Raw genomic sequence first — 16348 nt, forward strand, 5'->3', positions numbered from 1 at the left:
GACGAACGGCCGTCAGTCGTTGGTGTCGGAGACGCCGCTGCTGCCGCCATCGGACATCTGCTCGGTCCGTGAGCGGGCCGCCAGTACCTGACGGCGGGTGACCAGCAGGCCGTCCGCCTCCTTCGCCGCAGCGTTGCGGATCGTCGTGTCGGACATGCGATTTCCTTTCCCTTGCCTCGGTGGGAGCCGGACCTTGTACCGGCCCCCGAGAAGGGGCGCTCCCGGCCAGGGGACGCCCACGTCTGCCGTAGCCCACTGGCGGACTGGCGGGTCCGCATCCGGGGCAAGGGCGGCAGACGAACTCATAGGCAGCGCTTCATTCCGTGACTGACGGAGTCAGGAAGCGCGGCAGCGCCGAGACCGGCACCGTCCACTCCAGTCCGCCGCCCTCCGGCCGCAGATACACCGTGGCGCCGTGGTCGCGCTGCGGCAGAACGTCCATCACCTGCTGACGTCCCCAGTCGACGGTCTCCACGATCGCCCCGATTTCGGGCACCGACCCCGGCACCGACAGCTCGGTTGAGTCCGTCGACTGCTCGTCCATGCGCCTTGCCTTCCTTCCTGGTTGTACGGCGGTGCGAGGGCGTCGGACGCAACAGGGGAGCGCCCTCGTCAACCTCGCACCGCCCGATTTGGGGCCGCCGGAGCCGGCAGAAGCACTGCTGTTTGTGCGTGCGGTTAGCCTGAAAAACGCCACGGCTCGCCGTCCTGGGGACCCCTGTGTTGCGCATATGCTCAACACAGGGGTTCCGCTCGGTTGGTTCGACGCTACGCACCGCGACGTGCGCTGAGGACTCACTGCGGGTACGAGTGCCCCGACGACGACTCCTCGGGGGAGGACGCAATGGCGGCTTCCGGGACGGCCCGCAGCAAAGAAACACTGACTGGCGGCGGCCCCGACGGCAGAAGCGCCCGATTCGGCCTGGTAGCCGGCTTCGTGTTCAAGATCGCACGCGAAGGCGCGTCACTGTCCCAGGAACGCCTCGCCGAGCAGGTCCGCGTCGACAAGGCCACCGTTCAAGGCTGGGAGTCCGGGCGCCGGCCCATCGCAGCCGTCCAGACCAGCCGACTGATGGCACTGCGCAAGCACCTCCTGCGGAGCGGCACCGCCCCGGCGCTACTCGCCACACTCGACGACGCCATGGAAGCCGACGCGGTCATCGGGCACGCCCTCACTCAGCGCCCCGACGTCAAGAACATCGACCAACACCCGTTGGGGAGCTGGGTGTTCACCCGCGCCACCACACACATGATCGCCTGGGCGGTGAACGGCTCCACGCCAGCAGCCCTCGCGAAAACCTCTCAGCAATCGGCGCTTCGCCGGGGCCCGGTCGCCCTCGGCCCGACGCTGTCCGCCGCCGAGAAGAGCGCGTTGTTCAGCCACCTGCGCGAGGCCGCCGCCGTCGCCCAACGCGTAGGAGAGCGGGCGGCGTTACTACGGCGCCAGGCCCTCTACCTGTGCAGTTACGACACCGCCGCCGACACGCACGCGTGGCTCGCCGACATGCAAACTCGCCACCCACGGCGCACCGCCCGCTCCGCACCCGAATGGGCCGGCACCCGCTCCGTCGCCACATCCCTGACCCGCTATGGCGACCGAAACGCCTTGCACGCCTTCATCCAGGCCTGCGCCGACGACGAGACCCACGAAGCAGCCAACCTGGCCTACTGGGCGTACTGGCTGGGCCTGGACCCTCTTCCCCGCGCCGACGACTCCTTCATGTCGTCCCACACCTCCGGTTCCTGGGACGGCCTGTCGCTCCTGCGGCGGCTCGCCGACCGCCTCGACCCGGGACTCGCCTGCATCGACCTCAACATCCACTCCGTGTGGGCACTCATCGCCCTTCGCAAAGGCGTCCTGCACGCCGACCACGACTTCCTCGCAGAACTCGGCCGCCGCGTCGACGAACTGGTCGACAGCAGCAGCATCTCCGCTCGAGCTCGGCGCGAACTCGAATCCGTGCACTACGTTCTCAGAGCGAGTGCCCGGTGATGTTGTGGAGGACCAGCCGATGACCGACCCGCGCGACCACGACCGCGGAACCGCCAGCTTCCTCCGCGAGATGGGAGCCCTCAAACACGGCAAGCGCACGGGCTGGTGGATCGTCGGCGTCAAAGACCCCGAGACCATCGCCGAACACTCCTGGCGCACCGCCGTCATCGGCTCCATCCTCGCGATGATGGAAGGCGCAGACCCCGCACGCGTCGCCCTGCTGTGCACCTTCCACGACTCCCAGGAAACCCGCGTCGGCGACATCCCCTGGGTCGGCCGCCGCTACCTCCAAGCCGCCCCCAACACCCAGGTCACCGCCGACCAACTCGCCGACGCGCACCCGGCCGTCGCGGCTGGCATCGCCGCGGCCGTCGACGAATACGAACGCGGCGAAACCCTCGAAGCCCAGATCGCCCACGACGCCGACCGCCTCGAATGCATGATCCAAGGCCTCGAATACCTCGAACAGGGCTACGCCAACGCCCAGGAGTGGGTCGACAGCACCCGCGCCAAACTCAAGACCGCATCCGCGATCTCCCTCGGCAACGCGTCCGAGGGCCTCTCCTCCACCGAGTGGCAACGGACCTTCCTGCACCTGTAGCCCGACCACGAACCGGTCTCCCGGCCAGGCGACGGGACGGCAGGTACCAGGAGCTGAGCCGCCCCGGCGCAGAACAAACCGCACCCCATCCACCTGGCGTACAGCAATTTCGCTGCGGCGCTGACGCTCAGCTCCGACAAGCGGGCGGCGTTGGCCGCCGCACGGGGAACGCTTCTTCCGGGAGCACCTCGGCCGGTCAGGGAGACACACGGACCGGTTCGGCTGCGGACCCAATGCCTGCAGATCGGCGACCCTTGCGACGTAGCCAGACTGCGCGCAACCCCGACTCCCGCCTGAGTCGCTGTCAGTCACCAATGCACGAGCCTTCTGACGATCGTTGATCGAGAAGCGAACTCCCAGTCATATTGTCGGACTTCGGCTCTATGCTCGGTTTATGACGCATACCGTCTACGACCGAAAGTTGGGAGTGGTACTGAACCTCACCCTCCCGGATCTTGGAATCGACGATGGTGAGCAACTCCTCGAGGAACTGCGCAGCGGGTATGACCCCGGGCGGTTGTACTGCCTTGAGTCGCTCCAGCATGGCGGCATCAGCTGCCCCGGATTCATGACCATCCGAACCCGCAACAACAAGCCGCACGCCATGCACGTCCCCTTCGGCGAGCAGACAGAGACCGCGCCGGAGAGCGACGAGCACAAAATGCTCAAGGACTACACGGCAACGACCGCTTCGCGTGAGGGCTTCGACGCCGACGTCGAAGCATGGGGACCCGACCGCAAGCGACGCACCGACGTGGTCGTCACCGGCGACGACGGTCGCCGAATCGGCTACGAGATCCAGCTGTCTGCCATCGCACCGGGCAAAGTCGATCGCCGTACAGCCCGTGCACAACGTGACGGCTTAACTCCGCTTTGGGTGGTCACGAACAACAACGCCATCCCCATCGACCGAACGACGTGGGCGCGAGTCGACGTTCAAACCTGGCGGGACACGCGCAAAACTGAAGCGTTCCCGGTCCGCGGCGGCGTCAAGGCGCTGAGCATGGTCAGATGCGACAGGCGGAACGCGGAGCCCTGCCCCGTACGCCGCCACGGCCGATGCGGAGGACGACACGCGTCATGGGATCCGGTCGGCCTTCCGTACGACGACCTGATCGTCCGGACTGCGGCCAACCAACTCGTACCGCTCTACATGGAGCGCTCGGACGGTAGGCGCGGGTGGCACATGTGGGTCACGCCTGCGGACAAGGCCGAGTTCCTCCAAGGGCGTCCCGAGCCCTCCCCCGACGCGTTCCGTCGTCGCGAACGTGCTTCTGCCCTCAGGGAGTTGTCCCCTAAGCCGGACGATCCCACCTGCCATTACCGCGAGGAAGGCGAACTACGCAAGGACTTGGCGAAACCGCGCGACAGCGGCGCCCCGATCGACGCGTCCCACTGGCTGTCCGCGCCGCCGGAGGACTTCCAAGCCGGCGGCTACACGCTGCCGTGGGACCTCGTCGACCTCCAGCGCGCGTGGGACACAGCAGACGCAACCTGCCGCGCTGTCGCTGAACGACTCCCCAAGGCCTTGGACGTCCTCGCGGGGCGCGCGGTCGCGCCGACTGACTTGCGCAACGCCCTTGAGAGCGCCCGCGCCGAGCGGCTGCAGCTCACCTTGGAGCTCGTCGGCCACCCCTGGTGGGGAACGGTGAATTCGAGGGTCGATGCCCAAACTGCACTCCGCGGCGTTGCGCGCAATTCATCGCCATGAGGGCAGTCATACTCCGCCCAAGGGTTCCAGGGATGTGCATCTCTGCGAATGCTGGATCAGGCAGGCGTGTTTTCGAATTCGGCTCCGATCTCGGTGGAAGTACCCACTATCCCCCGAAAACGCGATCGACCTCACGATCAAATTCCACACACTCGCGCAGATACACATCAATATCGGAGCGATATTTGAGGGCGATTCGTTCGAACAACCACTTGTCGAACTCGCCAGCTTTGCGAGCGTATGTGTCAACCACATCAACAATGACGATCGCCTCGCCCTGACCGGCGATCCAAGCGCGCAGCTCGCCGCTCCAGCGGCTCCACGCAAGCAGGGGTTCAGCAGGCAGCGTGAAGGTGATCTCGAAGGACTCTCGACTGAACGTCTGCCTACTCTGCGCTACGGGGAGTTCGGCATGGGTGATGTAATTACGCAGTCCTTTCAAGAACTTCGCTTCCACGTCATCCGTAAACATGGAGACGACCTTGCCTCGGTATTCGTTCATCAGCGCCAAGTCATCTTGGAAGTGCTCCTCCATGAAACAGCGCTGCTGATCGACCCGCGTACTCATCGCCATCAGCACGTTGTGCAGAAGCCGTTCAGCCTCGGAAAGAAGCTGGTCGTGCCCCTCTGAATTGTGCACATCGAGGATCGGACCAGACACCGCCGGGTTCTGCAGTTCGGCGACCAGGGACTTATATTGCGCGACGTTGCCCTGAAACACGTACCCGATGCGCTTCACTCGGCCTCGAAGCGCGATGGCACGACAGCCTGACGAGGCGTTGAGCCGTTCCTGCCAATCCAGCAAGGAGGGGCGCCCTGCTCCCTCAGAAGCCGTCTGCTTGTAGGCGGGATTGGGCTGAACACCAGTCTCGGTCACGGCAGATGACGTTACCGGGCCCGTTGGTACTACACAGACGAATTTCAGCCCAGCCCGGACTTGCCCCAACTCGAGCCTAGCCGCCTCGGACGTCGACGGAAGGGGCTCCCTCCGGAGACCACCAACCTGATCGCTGGCGGCTGTTTCACGGCCCAGTCGATTCCCCCTCGCAAGTGTCCGGGCGGCACGACAACCGCTGGCCGACATCGTCCGCGACCTCCGGGCCCCCGACGGACCGGAGCGACACGTACGGATGCCAACGGCTGTCCCTTAAGGTCGGGCTTGCTTGAGACGAACCGTCGCAGCACCGGGCTGCGGGCCAAACGCCGGCCCCCTGAACCCGGGGATCGCATTCAAGGGCCTCGACGCAGCCACCGACGCACCGCCCTTCTGATCAAACCTCCGGACGGGCGAACCATCCCGGTCGTACCGTCACCACACCAGATCATCTGACATCACCGGGGAGGCCCAGTGCCGTCCATATACCTCGCAGGGAAAATCGGCCCCAATGACTGGCGCCATGACCTGCTCGGCTCGGAACTCCGCTACGCCTGGGAAGTCACCGACGAGAACCCCTCCGAGCCGTGGCCCGTCATGAAGCGAGGTGTCCTCGACACCTTCGACTACGTCGGCCCCTACTTCATCGGCGACGACCACACGTGCGGCCATGGTCCCAACACGCACGGTTGCGGCATGGACGGCTGCTTGGCTTGCTACACCTACGGCAACCTTCCGCAGCGACCCAAGGTCCGGGAACTCTGCCTCGCGGCCATCAACGACGCCGACATCGTCTTTGCCTGGCTCGACGACCCCACCGCCTACGGCACGCTCGTCGAGATCGGTTACGCCAAAGGCCGCGGCAAGCCCGTCGTTGTCGCGGCCCCCGAACTGCCGCAAACCTACGAAGACCTGTCCGGTCACGGCTTCGGCATCCCTGACGGTCCCACCAACGATCTCTGGTTCGCGTTCTCCTGCGCCACCAGCACGATCACTGCCGCGACACCCCATACAGCCCTCAAGCAGGTCGTGAACCTCTTTCCCAGCCTCGAATCGCCCATCGAGGAAGCGTTCTGGCGCGCCTACCTGCACACGACTCCCTCAGAGCTGAGCGGCCTGAAGCCGCAGCATCCCGTCTTCGGCGGCCGGTACCGAATCGACTTCGCCCTGACCGACCATAAGATCGGCATCGAACTCGACGGCTATTCCTGGCACTCCAGCCCGGAAGCTTTCACCCGCGACAGGGCCAGACAGCGCGAACTCGAACTCGACGGCTGGCGCATCGTCCGTTTCAGCGGGTCCGAGGTCACCAGAGACGCCAGCAAATGCGTGCAGCAGGCTGCCGCACTCGCAGCCCGCGTCAAGCACGACGGGCATTCCTGACGCCTGCCCGCCTTTGACAAGCACGCCAGCCGGGGCCTGTCCAAACCAGGCCCCATGGCTCCATTGCAGCCCGCCGATGTCGCCGAGCGAGTTGACCAGCTTGCCGGTGTCCGTGGCTCTCGTAGCTAAGCTCCATTGCAGCACCGGACAGCCCGTGCTGAACATAATGTGGCAGCGATATCCGTGGCCCCCTACGCCACGGCTCCATTGCAGCCCGAACCCGGCACTGGAGGCGGGTGACTGCATCCGTGCGCCCGTGGCCTTCGACACCACGGCTCCATTGCAGCATCGGGCGGCCCGGCGATCAGTTATGCCGGTCCGGTGCCCGTGGCCTTCGACGCCATGCTCCATTGCAGCAGGAGCGATAGACCCCCGCCTGGCAAACGAGGCGCTTCTGCGGCCTTCGATGCCACGGCACCCGAACAGCTAGCGCCGGTGACCTGCTGTTCTTCCCGTCTCACTCTCGGTTGTCGGTGCGGGGTGGCAGGATCCGCTGCGTTCGGCGCACGGTCGAACACCTCCGGGAACGAGGTGGGTTGGTGGGTCGTTCGTTCGACGAGTTCGTGTTCGCGGCGACGTCGTGCAGGCCGTACGCGTATCAGGAGCTGTTATCCCAAGAGCCGTTGCCGCAGTTACTGCGGGCACCGACCGGGTGCGGGAAGACGGTTGCTGCCGTGCTGCCGTGGATGTGGCGGCTGTTGGAGCACCCGGACGAGGCAGTTCGGCGGTCCACTCCTCAGTGGTTGGTGTACGTGCTGCCGTTACGTTCGCTCGTGGAGCAGACCGCCGACCAGGTCCGCAAGTGGATCGGAGCGTCTCAGCCCGGCGGCGCGCATGGGCCAGGCGTCGGGCTGCACGTTCTGCTCGGAGGAGCGGAACGGTCAGATGACGACTGGCAGTTGCAACCGAGCCGACCGGCGATCTTCGTCGGGACGCAGGACATGGTGCTGTCCCGGCTGCTGATGCGCGGTTACGCCGAGGCGCGGGCTTCGTGGCCGTTGTCGTTCGGCCTACTGCACGGCGGGGCGCAGTTCGTCTTCGACGAGACGCAGCTGATGGGCCCGGCGTTGGAGACGTCGGCCCAGTTGCAGGGACTGCGCAACGCGCTGGGAGCGTTCGGTCGATCGTCATCTATGTGGATGTCCGCGACCTTGGACGACGTGCGGCTGCGGACGCCGGATCACCCGCCGGTGACACGCGTTCTGGACGCGGTCCACGACCCCCGGTTGAAAGTGCCCGGTCCCTTACCGCAAGACGCTGAGCTGCAGAGACGGTTGGCTGCAGTGCGTACGGTCCATCGGGTCGACATGCCCGCCGATTCGGGTTCCTACCCGAAGGCGATGGCGGCGGAACTGCTGCGCCGGCACCGGCCAGGCACGCGAACGATCGCGATCATCAACCAGGTCGAACGCGCGCAGCGGACGCGGGAAGCACTCGCCAAGGCACTGGCGGGCGCACCGGAAGCGCCCGAGGTTGTACTGATCCATTCGCGGTATCGACCGCCAGAGCGCGAAGCCGTGATGCGGCGCTTGACCGTTCCCGGGCCGCGCGGGCAAATCGTCGTGGCCACGCAGGTGTTGGAGGCCGGGGTTGATCTGTCGTCGACTGTTCTGGTGACGGAGGCCGCCCCGTGGTCCTCCATCGTGCAGCGGGCGGGTCGCGTCAACCGGGGCGGGGAAGCCGAGGATGCCTTGTTGTTGTGGGTGCGTCCGCCGGGGAAGGACTGTGCTCCCTACGAAGCTGCGGACGTGGATCAGGCTATCGAGGCGTTGGTCGGTTTGGAGGGCATGGCGGTCACTTCCCAAATGCTGCAGGGCGCCGGTGTCGCGGAGCAGACGCCGGTGTATCCGGTGCTGCGAAGGCGGGATCTGCTGCAGTTATTCGACACGATGCCCGACCTGGCCGGCTCGGACATCGACGTGTCCCGGTGGATTCGTGACGGGGACGACGCGAGCGTGTCGGTTGCCTGGCGGTCGTGGTCCGGCGACGGACCGGCTGAGGATGAGCCGTTTCCGAAGCGTGAGGAGTTGTGCCCCGTGCCCCGGGGGCAGGTGATCAAAGCCGTCAAGGATCATCCGGGAAAGTGGTGGGTGTTCGATCAAGTGCAGGGAGGCTGCCGGCACCTGGGCGTTGCGGATTTGCGCGCGGGAATGGTGGTACTGGCTGACGCGGCGGTGGGATGCTACGACCCCGAACTCGGTTGGGATGCGAATCAGCGCACGCCCGTCGTCCCCGTCCCGGTGCGCGGCGTGGCGGCGGAGTCGGTCGGGTCGGACCACGCCTCGTGCTCGGGCCGCTGGATCGGCCTCGTGCAGCATCTGGACGACGTCGAGCGTGACATCCGCGCGGTGGCCGCCGAACTCGCTGAGGCGGGCGTCGTCGTGCCGGATGACCTCACCGAAGCCGCGGCATGCGCTGGCCGGTATCACGACCTCGGCAAGGCCCACCACGTCTTCCAGGCGACCATGGCCGCGGAATATTCCGAAGGGCAGGCACCTCCGGGCCACGGCCCTTGGGCGAAGTCCGAACGCGCCGTGGGCCGGCACTCGCGGCGCTTCTTCCGCCACGAGCTGGTGTCCGCCCTGGCCCTGGCGCATCCACGGGTGGAACTCCTCCACGGCGATCCGTATGCGGATCTGATCACGTATCTCGCCGCCGCACACCACGGCAAGGTCAGAGTGTCGGTGCGTTCGATGCCCGGCGAGGCGGAGCGTGCCGTGCCGCAGGTGTTGGGGGTGGAGCCCGGCGACAGGTTCGGGCCGGTCGAGTTGCCTGGCGGGCGCAGAGTCCCGGAGATCGTGTTGGAGCCCGGAGTGCTGTTTTTGGGCGGCGAGGGGGACGGTTCGCCGTCGTGGAGCGAGCGGGTTTTGCGCCTGCGCGACGACCCCGCGCTGGGCCCGTTCCGGTTGGCGTTGCTGGAAGCGCTGGTCCGGGTCGCGGACCGCCGTGTCAGCCGTTCCTACCGCGCCCCGGACTCGCCCGGCATCGGCCCGCAGGACCACGAACTCAGCGCCCAGGCAGGCCTCTCCCCCGCTGCGAGTCCCTCGGCGGTTGCCACGCAGGAGCCGCTGTGGGCGTGATCCGGCTTCGTGGCCTGCGGGCGACCACCCTGGCGGGCTATCTCTGCGCGTTGGGGCTATTGCGGGTGTTCTCCGAGCAGCGCGATGACACGGCGCGACTTCACTGGCTTGGCGACGTGCCGCTTCTGACGTCCCGTCATAGCGGCGAGGAGGTCGTGGACTGGTTGGTGAACGCGTACGCTCCGGCTCCGATCGTCACCCCGTGGAACGCCGGATCCGGGTTCAACGACACCGGCAAGAGCGCGAGTGCCGAGAGGGCACTCACCTCATTCGAGACCAGCACCGACCCCCGGTTCGCGGCACTGGCGGAAGCCATCAGCGTCAGCCGGGAGATCGTCGCGGAAGGGCGCCGGCGCGGCTGGGCGGGCGGGACGATGTGGGCCGACGCCCACAAGGAGAAGGTCATCGCCTTATGCCGCAACCGCCTCCCGGACGCCGCACTGCCGTGGTTGGACGCCCTGGTCGCGCTCGGCGACGGCTTCGTGTCGTGGAACCCGATCGCGGGAACCGGCGGTAACTACGGACGCCAAGACCTCTCCGCCACCTTCTACCGGCGTCTTGACCATGTGCTCGGCCCACGCGCCGACCGCGACCGTTCCCGTACTTGGGCGCGAACACTCGTGGACGGCGACGAGCACGTCCCTTACCTGCGGGACACCGTGGGCCAACTGGACCCGGGCCGGGCTGGCGGCATCCACTCCTCCCCGCTGGGGAAAAGCGACGACAGCGGCTTCGTCAATCCCTGGCACACCGTCCTGTCCTACGAGGGCTTGGTCTTGTTCGCGGGGGCTGCTGTTCGCCGGAACGGCGCGCGCGGCACCAGCCTTCCGTTCATGACCTCCTCCTCACCGGTCGGCCACGGCACCGCCGCAGAAGGCGAGGCAGTCAAGCGCGAACTGTGGGCCCCGCTGTGGGAACGGCCCGCCGGCCTCGCGGAACTCGAACTGCTGCTTGGCGAAGGGCGCGCCCAGTGGCGCGGCGCCCAAGCCGGCACCGGCATCACGTTCGCGCTTGCCGTCTCCGCCCTGGGCGTCGACCGCAACCTGTCCGGATTCCGCCGGTTCCTCTTCGCCGAACGCCACGGCCAAAACCCCCTCGCCGTTCCCGCAGGCCACCTGTCCGTAGCCGCCCACGGGGAGCAACGCCTGATCGTCGACGCACAGGCATGGATGGACCGCGTACGTCGCGCCTCTCCCCCCAGCCACGTCGCCACGCTCCTGCGCCAGGCAGACCAGGCGCTCTTCGCTGTCGCGCGCGGCACCGGCAACGCCGCTGTCGAGCAGTTCATCACCGCGTTCGGGCTCCTGCACGAAGCAGTCGCCCGCTCCAGCAGGGCCCTCGACAACGTCCGACCGTTTCAGCCACGCACCCACCAGACCTGGGAGCCGGGCACCCACGCCGACGACGAACTCGTCTTCGCCGCAGCCCTGGCCGGTGTGCGCGATGTGCCGGGACGCCTGGTCATCGACCCCGCCGCGCTGCGCTGGACCCTCACGCGGACCACGCTGCGCGCCGACAAGGGCCGCCTCACCCCGGTATGGGCGAATCGGCCCGCCACTCGTGTCGTTCTCGATGGTTCCAACCTGTCCCACGCTCTGGCCGAGGCTCACCAGCTCCGCCTACGCGAACGCGGCTCCGGGGACGGCACCGAACAGCGCGCCGCAGGGTCCGGATTCCGTCGCGGCCCCGTGCTTCCGCGGGACGTGATGCTGCGTTTCGTGGACCGCAGGCTCGACGACACCGCGATCGCCAACTATCTGCGCGGGCTCGTCACCCTCGGATGGGACGTCTCGCCGCCGCCCCGGGGCCCGTCCGACCACCCTTACCCGCCGCAAGTCGCCGCTCTGCTGCCGTTCTTCGGCCCAGAAGGCCGATCGCTGCAGGTGCGTTCCCTGTGGGACCCCGACACCGGGCCCTTCGAGGTCCAGCTGCAGCCGCGCCCCGACTGGATCGCCCGCCTCACCGCCTCCGGACCCGGCTCGGTCCTGCCCGAGGCCCTGCTCCGGCTGCAGATCGCCGGCTGCCGCCCGCTGGTCACAGCCTCCGAACTCGTCGGTCCCGAGCCCGATGGACACCGCATCGCCGCAGCGTTGCTCGCCCGTACCAGCGAACGCGACCGCGCGTACGCACTGAACTCGATCACGGCCACCGCTCCCGCACTCAACCGCCGAGCGGCAGACGTGCATCGCCTCAACGACCAACCCCAGCAGGGAGAAAGCGCATGAGCGCCACCAACATCCGCCGATTGCGGTACGAGGTCGAACTCGCCCCGGTCATCGGGTCCACGTTCCAGCCCACCGGCTTCCCCGACATCGGCCCCGCCTACTTCGACGCCCTCAGGCCGGACGGCACCTCCGTCCCGACCCTGCTGGTCGAGTCGGTCCAGTCGATGGCCAACCGTCTGGAGAACACAGCCTGGAGCGCCAACGACCGCACCCCGGTGGACACCATTGCGGAACTGCCGTACGTCCGGGTGCACCACGCGGACGACCCCGACCAGTTCCTCACCACCAGTCGCCAGGAAGCCCACCGCCTCACGTCGGCTTTCGTTCGCGACTCCACCCTCGGCGACCACACGATGCTCGACGTGATCACCGAACGCCTCGGCCTTGCCAAGGACAAGCCCCTCGACTTCCCCGCGATGGCCGACGCCATCACCCGGCTGGACCCGTTTAGCCTGCTCCACGGGGTGTTCTTCAACCAGAAGGCCTGGCACGGCCAACCCCGCTTCACTCGCGCCGTCTCCGCAGTCATCGAGGCGTACGACGTGGCCCGGGTCGTCAGCGGCGGACGCAAAAGCGACTCCGTACGCCACTCCCTCGGCGACAAGAGCGAAGGCGGAGGCACATCCGAGGGCTACGGCTCAATCCCGTTCCACCGTGTCGAATGGACCGCCCGCACCATCAAGGCCATGTTCAGCGTCGACGTCGCCCTGCTGCGCTCCTACGGACTCGACGCAGCCCGCACGGACATGCTCATCACCCTCGCCCAATGGGAGATCCGGCAACTCCTCGACCAAGGACTGCGGCTGCGCACCGCCTGCGACCTGGAACCCGTCTCCGAGATCACCGCCAATGCCGGCAACGAGGCGCTTCCCACAGCCGAAGTCCTCGACGAACAGCTGCGCGAACTCGTCACCGAAGCCGCCAAGAGCCTCAACACACGCGGCGCCCTGAACGTGGCATGGCGCGCAAGCAAGGCACCGAAGAAGAAAGCGGCAGCCGCTGAATGATCACCATCGCGTTCGAATTCCCCTGGCGCCGCTACCACGCCACCCCCTGGGGCCGACACGTCAACGAAGGCGCCGTCGAACTCCCGCCCGCACCCTGGCGCATCCTCCGCGCCCTGTACGCAGCATGGAAGGAACGCCGCCCCGACCTCGCCGAAGCGCACGTCCACGCAGTCCTCACCAAGCTCGCCGCACCGCCGCTGCGCTATCTCATCCCGCCCTACCAGCTGGAACACACCCGCCACTGGTATCCCGACACCGAGCACCGCAACGGCGTCAACGGCGGTGTTGACAAGGCATTCGACGCGTTCGCCGTGCTCGGCGGGGACGCGACCATCCACATCCAATGGGCGGACACTCTCGACGTCTCCGAGACCGAAACGCTCGGTGCCCTGTTGGAGGCGCTGCCGTATCTGGGACGCGCCGACAGTCTGGTAGAGGCCCGGCTCGCGGCGGATTTCCATACCGGCCCGGACCACATCACCGCTGTACCACTGAGCGCGGACGAGCCGCCCCCGCCCGGATGGACCACAGTCGATCTCCTCGCGCCGCAACTCCCCCTCAACGTCGAGACATTGACCGCCAGAACCGTCGATGTACGCGCCAGCAAGCTGCTCTACCCGCCCGACAGCCACCACCTCACCTACACCCTGCCGAACCCCGGCCAATCATCCGCGCCCCCACGCAGAAGGCACCGCGCGACGCAGCCGGACGCCCAAGACGTCACAGCCATCCGGCTCACCGTGACCGGACGCGTCCAGCCGCCGCTCACCGATGCCTTACCTCTTGCCGAAGCCGTCCGCGCGGCCAGCATCAAGATCCTCAATCCCAACGGAAGTCCGCCCCGCGCGAGCACGCTCGCCGGGAAGAACGCCGACGGCACGCCTCTCGCATCAGGGCAGCACCAGCACGCACACTTCATCCCGCACGACAGCGACGGCGACCGGCGCATCGACCAGCTGATCATCTGGATCCCCGGTGGTCTCCACCCCGACGAACTCGCGGCAATCCATCAACTCGCCAGCGGACGCCGCACCGTCGGCGTCCCCGAAGGCATCAAAGGCCCCCGCAACCTTCACCTCCGGATAGCCGCGCAAGGACCCGCCGCCGACATCCTCCCCGCCGCGCTCACCGGCCCCGCGACCGTGTGGCAAAGCACGACGGCGTTCACGCCCACCCGGCATCGCAAGAAGGGACAAGACCCTCACGCCTACCTCCTCGCCGAAGTCACGCGCGAACTCGCCTACCGAGGACACCACGCGCCCACCACCGTCCAGCGCATCCCCGGGGAGTGGCCGCTGTTCACCCGACGCCGCTGGGCCAAGCGCGATACGCACGACCGCGCCCTCTCCTGTGACGGCCTCCGCATCGAGTTCCCGCACCCCATCACCGGCCCGCTATTCCTCGGCCGGCACAGCCACTTCGGCCTTGGCGCATTCCACGCGGTCACCGCGACTGCGGAACCTCAAGCACTCATGCGACACGTCCCAGCCATCGAAGCCGAATGCGCAAAATGATCCGAATCCTCCGCCCACTAAATCGCACTTCCCTGGCCACGTCGTCGGCCCTGTCCCGGTCGACCAGGGTGTCCGTGGCCGTCGAGGCCACGGCTTCATTGCAGGGCGTGGGACGACGACCCGACGTCGCTGACATATGCGTGTCCGTGGCCGTCGAGGCCACGGCTTCATTGCAGGAAGGAGGGGCAGGTCTACAAGTTGCCGCGCCACGTGTGTCCGTGGGCGTCGTGCCACGGCTTCATTGCAGGCGGGCGAAAGTCGTCGGCGTGATCAAGGAGATCGGGTGTCCGCGGCCGTCGAAGCCATGGCTCCATTGCAGGGTCCAATAGGACGTGGTGCCCGTGACCGGCGGCATTGTGTCCGTGGCCGTCAACACCACGGCTCTATCGCAGGGCCTCATCGATCGTCACGCTCAAAAGCGGGTCGGGGTGTCCGTGGCCGTCATGCCATGGCTCCATTGCAGAATGCGTTACCGGAATCTAGACGGTGCGTCGCAGCTGCGTCCATGGCCATCAATGACCATGGCTCCGTTACAGGGCCGACGGCGCGCACGTGGCGCAGATCGCCCGCCCGCAGTGTCCGTGGCCGTTAATGCCATGGCTCCATTGCAGGGGCTGGCGCGAGCGGAATGTACGCCTCTCCCCGGGTCGTTTCCCCAGCCGTCATAGCCGCAGCTCCATTGCAGGTGCATCATCTCGCGGATCGCGGCTGGCAGCGTAGACATGTCCGTGGCCGTCAAAAGATGCGGCTCCATTGCAGGGACAATTGGGCCTCAACCTTCGGCGAGGTGGTCTCGCGTCCGTGGCCTCCAAGGCCACGGCTTCATTGCAGGACCCAGCCGGGCGGCCATTGCTGCCCGAGGTCGTCGTTTCCGTGGCCTCCAACGCCCACGGCTCCATTGCAGGAACATCACCCAGCCGACCACCGGTATGCCCGATCATGTGCCCGTGGCCGTCTAGGCCATGGCCCCATTGCAAGACCGGCGACGGCCTGATCAACGCGAAGTGGAGCCTGCGTCCATGGTCGTCAAGGCCACGGCTCCATTGCCGATACCCCTCGCACATGCAGCCGGACCCGGCCGAGCCGTGTCCGTGGCCGTCAAGGCGCACGGCTTCATTGCAGGGCCGTGGCCGCTCCACCAAACGGCCGTCACCGGTGGTGTCCGTGGCCGACAAAGCCACGGGCTCCATTGCAGGGATCCGCGGGACTGGGACGACATCGCGGGCGATGCGAGTGTCCGTGGCCGTCAAGGCCACCGCTCCATTGCAGGTAGGTGCGGAAGCCGTCGAGGCAGGGGAAGAGCACCGTGTCCGCCGTCAGGGCTGCAGCTCCATTGCGGAAATATCAACTGGTTCGACGCTGCTGGCGTCTACCTGTATCCGTGCCGTCAACGGCACGGCTCCATTGCAGACAGCGGGAGGGCATCGATCAGTACAAGGGCGCGTGTCCATGGCTGGCAACGCCACGGCTTCATTGCAGGTTCGGGAATCGCATCGTGTCGGGGACCGGGGCGTGGGTGTCCGTGGCCCCGTCAACGCCATGGCTCCATCGCAGGGTGACGGGGCCAGCGCCGCCGTCGGCGACGAACCATACCCGTGGTTTTCACGGCTACATTGCAGCCAGCGGAAGGCCGAGATCAACTTCTGCGGCGCGTGTCCCTGCTGCCTTCAACACCGCGGCTCCATTGCAGTACGTCCAGATCCGAGGATGTCGCCGTACCGCTCAAGTGCAACCAAGCACCCGACTCATCTGGTTGCAGTTCTGGTTGCGTTCAAGGGCGTGCAGCAGCGTTCACCGGGGTGAGCGCCAAACGCTCCACCGCAGGCCGGGACATTGACGGGACCGGCTGAACAGGCCCTTGACCCATTGGAAAGCGTGTTGGGGGCAACCCCTCACGAGTTCGAATCTCGTATCCTCCGCACCCGCCCAGCAGGGCAGACGTCGGCCCGGACCATCACAG

11 protein-coding genes are annotated in these 16348 nt (G+C 67.1%); 8 read left to right on the forward strand and 3 right to left on the reverse strand.

The genetic code is table 11. The features are described from left to right. Positions 1-12: 12 nt before the first annotated feature. Both ACRX5W_RS11505 and ACRX5W_RS11510 read right to left on the reverse strand, forming a co-directional pair. Positions 13-156: a hypothetical protein gene (locus ACRX5W_RS11505; protein ID WP_436787925.1), complete on the reverse strand. Its 144-nt coding sequence runs from the start codon at positions 154-156 to the stop codon at positions 13-15. A gap of 160 nt (positions 157-316) precedes the next feature. Next, positions 317-544, reverse strand: a complete 228-nt coding sequence (locus tag ACRX5W_RS11510; RefSeq protein WP_436787926.1) for a hypothetical protein — start codon at positions 542-544, stop codon at positions 317-319. Positions 545-937: 393 nt separating this feature from the next. Here ACRX5W_RS11510 and ACRX5W_RS11515 point away from each other — a divergent pair, with 393 nt between their 5' ends. From ACRX5W_RS11515 to ACRX5W_RS11525, 3 genes are all read left to right on the forward strand, one after another. After that, the gene (locus ACRX5W_RS11515; RefSeq protein WP_436787927.1) at positions 938-1993 is read left to right on the forward strand and encodes a helix-turn-helix domain-containing protein; all 1056 of its coding nucleotides are present in this window, start codon (positions 938-940) and stop codon (positions 1991-1993) included. A 19-nt stretch (positions 1994-2012) separates the two neighbouring features. Continuing rightward, complete coding sequence (locus ACRX5W_RS11520; protein WP_436787928.1) at positions 2013-2594, forward strand: HD domain-containing protein; 582 nt, start codon at positions 2013-2015, stop codon at positions 2592-2594. Positions 2595-2988: 394 nt separating this feature from the next. Next, positions 2989-4305, forward strand: a complete 1317-nt coding sequence (locus ACRX5W_RS11525; protein ID WP_436787929.1) for a competence protein CoiA family protein — start codon at positions 2989-2991, stop codon at positions 4303-4305. A gap of 106 nt (positions 4306-4411) precedes the next feature. Here ACRX5W_RS11525 and ACRX5W_RS11530 read toward each other — a convergent pair whose 3' ends face one another. Then, positions 4412-5182, reverse strand: coding sequence for a hypothetical protein (locus ACRX5W_RS11530; protein WP_436787930.1), 771 nt, complete (start codon positions 5180-5182; stop codon positions 4412-4414). 471 nt (positions 5183-5653) lie between these two features. Between ACRX5W_RS11530 and ACRX5W_RS11535 the strand changes: the two genes are divergently transcribed. The 5 genes from ACRX5W_RS11535 to csb2 all read left to right on the forward strand — a co-directional run bounded on the left by ACRX5W_RS11535 (position 5654) and on the right by csb2 (position 14388). Beyond that, on the forward strand, positions 5654-6562 hold the full coding sequence (locus ACRX5W_RS11535) for a DUF559 domain-containing protein (protein WP_436787931.1): 909 nt from the start codon (positions 5654-5656) through the stop codon (positions 6560-6562). A 539-nt stretch (positions 6563-7101) separates the two neighbouring features. After that, the gene (gene cas3g / locus ACRX5W_RS11540; protein WP_436787932.1) at positions 7102-9642 is read left to right on the forward strand and encodes a type I-G CRISPR-associated helicase/endonuclease Cas3g; all 2541 of its coding nucleotides are present in this window, start codon (positions 7102-7104) and stop codon (positions 9640-9642) included. After that, positions 9639-11867 carry a type I-G CRISPR-associated protein Cas8g1/Csx17 gene (gene cas8g1 / locus ACRX5W_RS11545; protein ID WP_436787933.1) on the forward strand — a complete coding sequence of 743 codons (2229 nt, stop codon included), beginning with the start codon at positions 9639-9641 and terminating at the stop codon, positions 11865-11867. The genes cas3g and cas8g1 overlap by 4 nt, the downstream gene beginning before the upstream one ends. Then, entirely contained in the window at positions 11864-12874 is a 1011-nt protein-coding gene (cas7g, locus tag ACRX5W_RS11550; protein ID WP_436787934.1) for a type I-G CRISPR-associated RAMP protein Csb1/Cas7g, read from the forward strand. Before cas8g1 ends, cas7g begins: the two co-directional genes overlap by 4 nt. Further along, positions 12871-14388, forward strand: a complete 1518-nt coding sequence (csb2, locus tag ACRX5W_RS11555; protein WP_436787935.1) for a type I-G CRISPR-associated protein Csb2 — start codon at positions 12871-12873, stop codon at positions 14386-14388. The genes cas7g and csb2 overlap by 4 nt, the downstream gene beginning before the upstream one ends. Positions 14389-16348: the final 1960 nt, after the last annotated feature.

The sequence above is a fragment of the Yinghuangia sp. YIM S10712 genome, assembly GCF_051388935.1.
GTDB lineage: Bacteria > Actinomycetota > Actinomycetes > Streptomycetales > Streptomycetaceae > Yinghuangia.